At 66.4% G+C, this 6726-nt stretch carries 5 protein-coding genes; 3 read left to right on the top strand and 2 right to left on the bottom strand.

What is annotated here, in order from left to right; translation table 11 throughout:
- The coding region (gene scpA, locus RMP09_RS12885; protein ID WP_310566375.1) for a methylmalonyl-CoA mutase at positions 1-1835 on the bottom strand (1835 nt) is incomplete at its 3' end.
- A 128-nt stretch (positions 1836-1963) separates the two neighbouring features.
- Between scpA and RMP09_RS12880 the strand changes: the two genes are divergently transcribed.
- The 3 genes from RMP09_RS12880 (at position 1964) to RMP09_RS12870 (ending at position 4991) form a co-directional block, all read left to right on the top strand.
- The gene (locus tag RMP09_RS12880; RefSeq protein ID WP_310566374.1) at positions 1964-2599 is read left to right on the top strand and encodes a GntR family transcriptional regulator; all 636 of its coding nucleotides are present in this window, start codon (positions 1964-1966) and stop codon (positions 2597-2599) included.
- A gap of 98 nt (positions 2600-2697) precedes the next feature.
- On the top strand, positions 2698-3588 hold the full coding sequence (locus RMP09_RS12875; RefSeq protein WP_310566373.1) for a Dyp-type peroxidase: 891 nt from the start codon (positions 2698-2700) through the stop codon (positions 3586-3588).
- 113 nt (positions 3589-3701) lie between these two features.
- Positions 3702-4991 carry an FAD/NAD(P)-binding oxidoreductase gene (locus tag RMP09_RS12870; protein WP_310566372.1) on the top strand — a complete coding sequence of 430 codons (1290 nt, stop codon included), beginning with the start codon at positions 3702-3704 and terminating at the stop codon, positions 4989-4991.
- On the opposite strand, the gene RMP09_RS12865 is transcribed toward RMP09_RS12870, so the two are convergent.
- Positions 4978-6612 carry a SpoVR family protein gene (locus RMP09_RS12865; RefSeq protein ID WP_409559725.1) on the bottom strand — a complete coding sequence of 545 codons (1635 nt, stop codon included), beginning with the start codon at positions 6610-6612 and terminating at the stop codon, positions 4978-4980. The genes RMP09_RS12870 and RMP09_RS12865 overlap by 14 nt on opposite strands.
- Positions 6613-6726 lie beyond the last annotated feature (114 nt).

The raw sequence follows: 6726 nt of genomic DNA, 5'->3' as shown, positions 1-6726 counted from the left end.
AAGGCCGTGGCCACCACCTTGGCGCCGCGGTCGTGGCCGTCCTGGCCGAGCTTGGCGATCATCACGCGCGGGCGGCGGCCCTGCTCGGTCGCGAAGTCGGCGATCTCTTTCTTGAGCTGTTCCCAGCCTTCGGCGCTGTCGTATGCGGCGGCGTACACCCCGGTCACCTTTTGCGTATCGGCGCGGTGGCGCCCGTAGATCTTTTCCAGTGCGTCGGACACCTCGCCCACCGTGGCGCGCAGGCGGATGGCCTTGATCGCCAGATCCAGCAGGTTGCCATGACCACTCTCGGCGGCGGCGGTCAGCGCATCCAGCGCGGCCTGAACAGCGGCATTGTCGCGGCTGGCCTTGATGGCCTGCAGGCGCTGGATCTGGCCGTCGCGCACCTTGACGTTGTCCACGTCCAGGATGTCGATCGGGTCTTCCTTGGCCAGCTTGTACTTGTTGACGCCGACGATCACGTCTTTGCCGCTGTCGATGCGCGCCTGCTTCTCGGCCGCGGCGGCTTCGATCTTGAGCTTGGCCCAGCCCGAGTCCACCGCCTTGGTCATGCCGCCCATGGCGTCGACCTCTTCGATGATGGCCCAGGCCTTGTCGGCCATTTCCTGCGTCAGCGACTCCATCATGTACGAGCCCGCCCAGGGGTCGACCACGTTGGTGATGTGGGTCTCTTCCTGGATGATGAGCTGGGTGTTGCGCGCGATGCGGGCGCTGAACTCGGTCGGCAGCGCGATCGCTTCGTCAAAGCTGTTGGTGTGCAGGCTCTGCGTGCCGCCAAAGACCGCCGCCATGGCCTCGATGGTGGTACGCACCACGTTGTTGTAGGGGTCCTGCTCGGTCAGCGACCAGCCCGAGGTCTGGCTGTGCGTGCGCAGCATCAGGCTCTTGGGGTTCTTGGCGTTGAAGCCCTTCATGATCCGGGTCCACAAGAGGCGCGCCGCGCGCATCTTGGCGATCTCCAGATAGAAGTTCATGCCCACCGCCCAGAAGAAGCTCAGGCGACCGGCGAAATCGTCCACGTCCATGCCCTTGGCGGTGGCGGTCTTCACGTACTCCTTGCCGTCGGCCAGGGTGAAGGCCATCTCCAGCGCCTGGTTGGCGCCGGCTTCCTGCATGTGGTACCCCGAGATCGAGATCGAGTTGAACTTCGGCATGTTCTTGGCCGTGTACTCGATGATGTCGCCGATGATCTTCATCGACGGCTCGGGCGGGTAGATATATGTGTTGCGGACCATGAACTCCTTGAGGATGTCGTTCTGGATGGTTCCGCTCAGCTTGTCCTGGCTCACGCCCTGCTCTTCGGCTGCGACCACGTAGCCGGCCAGCACCGGCAGCACGGCGCCGTTCATGGTCATCGAGACACTGACCTTGTCCAATGGGATCTCGTTGAAGAGGATCTTCATGTCCTCGACCGAGTCGATCGCCACGCCGGCCTTGCCGACGTCGCCCGTCACACGGGGATGGTCCGAGTCGTAGCCGCGGTGGGTGGCCAGGTCGAACGCGACCGACACACCCTGGCCGCCGGCGGCCAGCGCCTTGCGGTAGAAGGCGTTGGACTCTTCGGCGGTGGAGAAACCGGCGTACTGGCGGATGGTCCAGGGGCGCACCGCATACATGGTGGCCTGCGGGCCGCGGATGAAGGGCTCGAAACCCGGCAGCGTGTTGGCGTACGGCAGGTCTTTGGTGTCTTCGGCCGTGTACAGCGGCTTGACGCTGATGCCGTCGGGCGTGACCCAGTTCAGCGCGTTCACATCGCCGCCCGGGGCGGACTTCTGGGCCGCTTTGGTCCAGGCTTCGAGGGTGGCGGGGGCGAATTCGGAGGGTTTCTGACTCATGGCAGCGGGCTTCCAACGCGGTGTGGGGATGCAACAGAACAGCCTGTCGAGTTTACATCATTCATAATTATTGATGCAAAATATTCCAGCGGGCTTACAATCCAGACCCGCTGTCACCCCCCACCTTCATGTCCGCCCTCTCCCTCGCCCCCCGCGCCCTGTACGAAGAAGTCGCTGAGCTGCTGCGCCAGCGCATCTTCAACCGCGAGCTGGAACCGGGCAGCTGGATCGACGAGCTCAAACTGGCCGAGGAGTACGGCATCAGCCGCACCCCCCTGCGCGAGGCGCTGAAGGTGCTGGCGGCCGAGGGTCTGGTGACCATGAAGGTGCGTCGCGGTGCCTACGTGACCGAAGTGTCCGACAAGGACCTGGCCGACGTCTACCACCTGCTCTCGCTGCTCGAATCCGACGCCGCCGGCGTGGTCGCCGAGCGCGCCAGCGACGCCCAGCGCGCCGAACTGCAGGCGCTGCACGCCGAACTGGAAGCCGCCATCGGTGACCGGGACCGCTTCTTCGCCGTCAACGAGCGGTTCCACATGCGCCTGCTGGAAATGGCCGACAACCGCTGGCGCCAGCAGATGGTGGCCGACCTGCGCAAGGTCATGAAACTCAACCGCCACAACTCGCTGTTCAAGACCGGGCGCATCGACGAATCGCTGGCCGAACACCGGGCGGTGATGGCCGCCCTGCTCGCCCGCCACCCCGATCTGACGCGCCAGCGCATGCAGGAACACTTCCGCAACGGGCTCGAAGCGGCGACCTGATCCGGGTCGCTTCCCCGGCGCGGACCGGCTGGTAAATTCGGTTGGACATACCCCAGGGCATCGTCGCCCGGGGCGACCACCTTCGACCGGAGCCCCCGATGAGCCTCGCCCACCTCGCCCAGCCGGGCATTCTCGAACCCATTCCCGCCCACGGCCGTTACCTCACCTGCCAGCTGCGTGTGGGGGCCGACCCGCGCACCGTGATCCAGCGCCTGGCCGAGCAGGCCGATGGCCAGGCCACCGTGGTGGGCCTGGGCCTTTCGCTGGTGCGCGAGCTCGGCGCACAGATCCCCGGCCTCAAGACCTTCTGTGGCATCGACGGCGCGCGCATCAAGCTGCCCGCCACCCCCACCGACCTGCTGATCTGGCTACGCGGCACCGACCGGGGCGACCTGCTGATCCGCAGCCGCCACCTGGAAACGCTGCTGGCCCCGGCCTTTGACGTGACCGACATCACCGACGCCTTCAGCCACGACCACGGCAAGGACCTGACCGGCTACGAAGACGGCACCGAAAACCCGCAAGGCGACGGGGCGCTGACCGTGGCCCTGCTGCCCGAGAGCGCAGGCCCCCTGGCCGGCAGCAGCTTCGTGGCGGTGCAGCGCTGGTGCCACCACATGAGCCGCTTCGAGGCCATGCCCAGGCAGCAGCAGGACCACACCATCGGCCGCGAGCGCGACAGCAACGAAGAACTCGACGACGCCCCCGCATCGGCCCACGTCAAGCGCACTGCGCAGGAAAACTTCGACCCCGAGGCCTTTGTGCTGCGCCGCTCCATGCCCTGGGCCGAGGGCAACGAAGGCGGCCTGGTGTTCGCCGCCTTCGGCCACTCCTTCGAGGCGTTCGAAGCCCAGCTGCGCCGCATGTCGGGCGCCGAAGACGGCATCACCGATGCCCTGTTCACCTTCACCGAACCGGAAACCGGCGCCTACTTCTGGTGCCCACCGGTGCACGGCGGCCGGCTGGACCTGCGCGCGCTGGGGATCTGACCCGGCCGCCGCCGGGCCGGGTTTCCCCTCGGTCCGGGTTTGATTTATATCAATTCATATACCCCCAGGGGCATACATGATCGGGTCATCCAAAACCACCACTGGAGACTCTCATGGCACACATCGTCATCCTGGGCGCCGGCATCGGCGGCATGCCCATGGCGTACGAAATGAAGGCGCTGGCCCGCGCCGGCGACACGGTCACCGTCATCAGCGACGCGCCCAAGTTCCACTTTGTGCCGTCCAACCCCTGGGTGGCGGTGGACTGGCGCAAGCGCCAGGACATCGAGGTCGACATCGCCCCCGCGCTCAAGCGCAAGGGCATCGAAGCCATCATCCAGCGCGCCAGGCGCGTGCACCCCGACGCCAACCAGGTCGAGATGGAAGACGGCAGCCGGGTGGACTACGACTACCTGGTGATCGCCACCGGCCCCAAGCTGGCGTTTGACGAAGTCGAAGGCCTGGGCCCGCACGGCGGCCACACGCAGTCGATCTGCCATGTGAGCCACGCCGAGACCACCAAGACCGCCTGGGACAGCTTCGTCCAAGCCCCGGGTCCGATCGTGGTCGGTGCGGTGCAGGGCGCGTCGTGCTTCGGCCCGGCCTACGAGTTCGCCATGATCATGGACACCGACCTGCGCAAGCGCAAGATCCGCGACAAGGTGCCCATGACCTTCGTGACCTCCGAGCCCTACATCGGCCACCTCGGCCTGGGCGGCGTGGGCGATTCCAAGGGCATGCTCGAATCGGCCATGCGCCAGCGCCACATCAAGTGGATCTGCAACGCCAAGACCACCAAGGTCGAGGCCGGCCAGATGTTCGTGACCGAGCACAACGACCAGGGCCAGCCGATCAAGGAACACGTGCTGCCGTTCAAGCACAGCATGATGCTGCCGGCCTTCAAGGGCGTGGACGCGGTGTTCGGCATCGAAGGCCTGACCAACCCGCGCGGCTTCATCACCATCGACGAACACCAGCGCAACCCCAAGTTCAAGAACATCTTCAGCGTGGGCGTGTGCGTGGCCATCCCGCCGGTGGAAGCCACCCCCATCCCCTGCGGCACGCCCAAGACGGGCTACATGATCGAGTCCATGGTCACGGCCACGGCGCACAACATCCGCGAACTGCTGGACGGCCAGCAACCCTCGCACCACGCGACCTGGAACACCATCTGCCTGGCCGACTTCGGCGACACCGGCGCCGCCTTCGTCGCGCTGCCGCAGATCCCGCCGCGCAACGTGAGCTGGTTCAGCGAAGGCAAGTGGGTGCACCTGGCCAAGGTCGCGTTTGAAAAGTACTTCATGCGCAAGATGGAGAAAGGCACGTCCGAGCCGATCTACGAAAAGATCATCATGGACTTCATCGGCATCACCAAGCTCAAGGCCAAGCTCACGGGGAAGTGACCGGCGGCTCCAGGTCCCAGTGCTGCACCACCTTGCCGTGGCGGTCCACGCTTTCGAGCCGGACCGCGAAGCCCCAGAGCCAGGCCACGTGCTTGAGCACCTCCAGGCAGCCGTCGTGCAGCGGCCGGTCGTGCTGGCGGGTGTGACGCAGGGTCAATGAGCGGTCGCCCCGCAGGTCCACGTTCCAGACCTGGATGTTGGGTTCGCGTTCGCTCAGGTCGTGCTGGCGGGCCAGGGCCTCGCGCACCCGCAGGTAGCCGGCGTCGTCGTGGATGGCCGACACCTCCAGGTCGGCGCGCTGCGCATCGTCGACCACCGCAAACAGCCGCATCTCGCGCATCAGCCGCGGCGACAGGAACTGGCCGATGAAGCTCTCGTCCCGGTAGTGCCGCATGGCGTGGTCCAGCGTCGCGTGCCAGTCCGAGCCCGCGATGTCGGGGAACCAGCGCCGGTCTTCCTCGGTGGGTGCCTCACAAATGCGCCGGAGGTCGCTGAACATCGAAAACCCCAGCGCGTAGGGGTTGACGCCGCTGTAGGCGGGATGGGTGACCGGCAGCTGGTGCACCACGTTGGTGTGGGAGCGCAGGAACTCGATCATGAAACCATCGGTGAGGCGCCCTTCGTCGTAGAGCGTGTTGAGCAGGGTGTAGTGCCAGAACGTGGCCCAGCCCTCGTTCATCACCTGGGTCTGGCGCTGCGGGTAGAAGTACTGCGCGATCTTGCGCACGATGCGCACCACCTCGCGCTGCCAGGGTTCGAGCAGCGGCGCGTGCTTTTCAATGAAGTACAGCAGGTTCTCCTCGGGTTCGACCGGGAAGCGGCGGCTGGTCTTCTCCACCGGCTTGTCGGTGCTCCGGGGCAGGGTGCGCCAGAGGTCGTTGACCTGCTGCTGCAGGTAGGCGATGCGGTCCTTGCGCCGCGCTTCTTCCTCGGCCAGCGACGGTTTCTGCGAGCGCCGGTAGCGGTCCACGCCGTGGCTCATCAGCGCGTGGCAGGCGTCGATCAAGCGCTCCACCGCCTCTTCGCCGTGCAGTTCCTCGCACTCGTTGACGTAGTCGCGCGCATAGACCAGGTAATCGATGATCGACGAGGCATCGGTCCACATGCGGAACAGGTAGTTGCCCTTGAAGAAGGAGTTGTGGCCGTAGCAGGCATGGGCCATCACCAGCGCCTGCATGGTCATGGTGTTCTCTTCCATCAGGTAGGCGATGCAGGGATCGGAATTGATCACGATCTCGTAGGCCAGGCCCATGTGGCCGCGCCGGTAGTTCTTCTCGGTGGCGATGAACTGCTTGCCGAACGACCAGTGGCGGTAGTTCACCGGCATGCCCACCGAGGCATAGGCATCGATCATCTGCTCGGCCGTGATCACCTCCAGCTGCACCGGGTAGGTGTCCAGCCCGTGTTGCCGGGCCACGCGTGCGATTTCGGCGTGGTAGGTCTCGATCAGCTCGAAGGTCCAGTCCGAGGGACAGGGCAGCGAGCCGCGCAGCGGTGGAGCGTGGGGGTCTGCGGGCCAGCCGTCGGGCCGCCCCAAGGCAGGCCCAGCCCCCTCGGGGGGCAGCGAGCCGCGCAGCGGTGGAGCGTGGGGGTCTGCGGGCCAGCCGCCGGGCCGCCCCAAGGCAGGCCCAACCCCCTCGGGGGGCAGCGACCCGCGCAGCGGTGGAGCGTGGGGGTCTGCGGGCCAGCCGCCGGGCCGCCCCAAGGCAGGCCCAGCCCCCTCGGGGGGCAGCGA

It is taken from the genome of Hydrogenophaga sp., from assembly GCF_031426985.1.
In the GTDB taxonomy this organism is placed as follows: domain Bacteria; phylum Pseudomonadota; class Gammaproteobacteria; order Burkholderiales; family Burkholderiaceae_C; genus Hydrogenophaga.
The sequence above is the reverse complement of the archived record's forward strand: the minus strand, read 5'-3'. Positions and strand labels throughout refer to the sequence as shown.

Excerpts from the sequence above, each read along its gene's own strand:
- RMP09_RS12880 (WP_310566374.1), top strand. The coding sequence starts at position 1,964 with ATGTCCGCCCTCTCCCTCGCCCCCCGCGCCCTGTACGAAGAAGTCGCT.
- RMP09_RS12870 (WP_310566372.1), top strand. The coding sequence starts at position 3,702 with ATGGCACACATCGTCATCCTGGGCGCCGGCATCGGCGGCATGCCCATG.
- RMP09_RS12875 (WP_310566373.1), top strand. The coding sequence starts at position 2,698 with ATGAGCCTCGCCCACCTCGCCCAGCCGGGCATTCTCGAACCCATTCCC.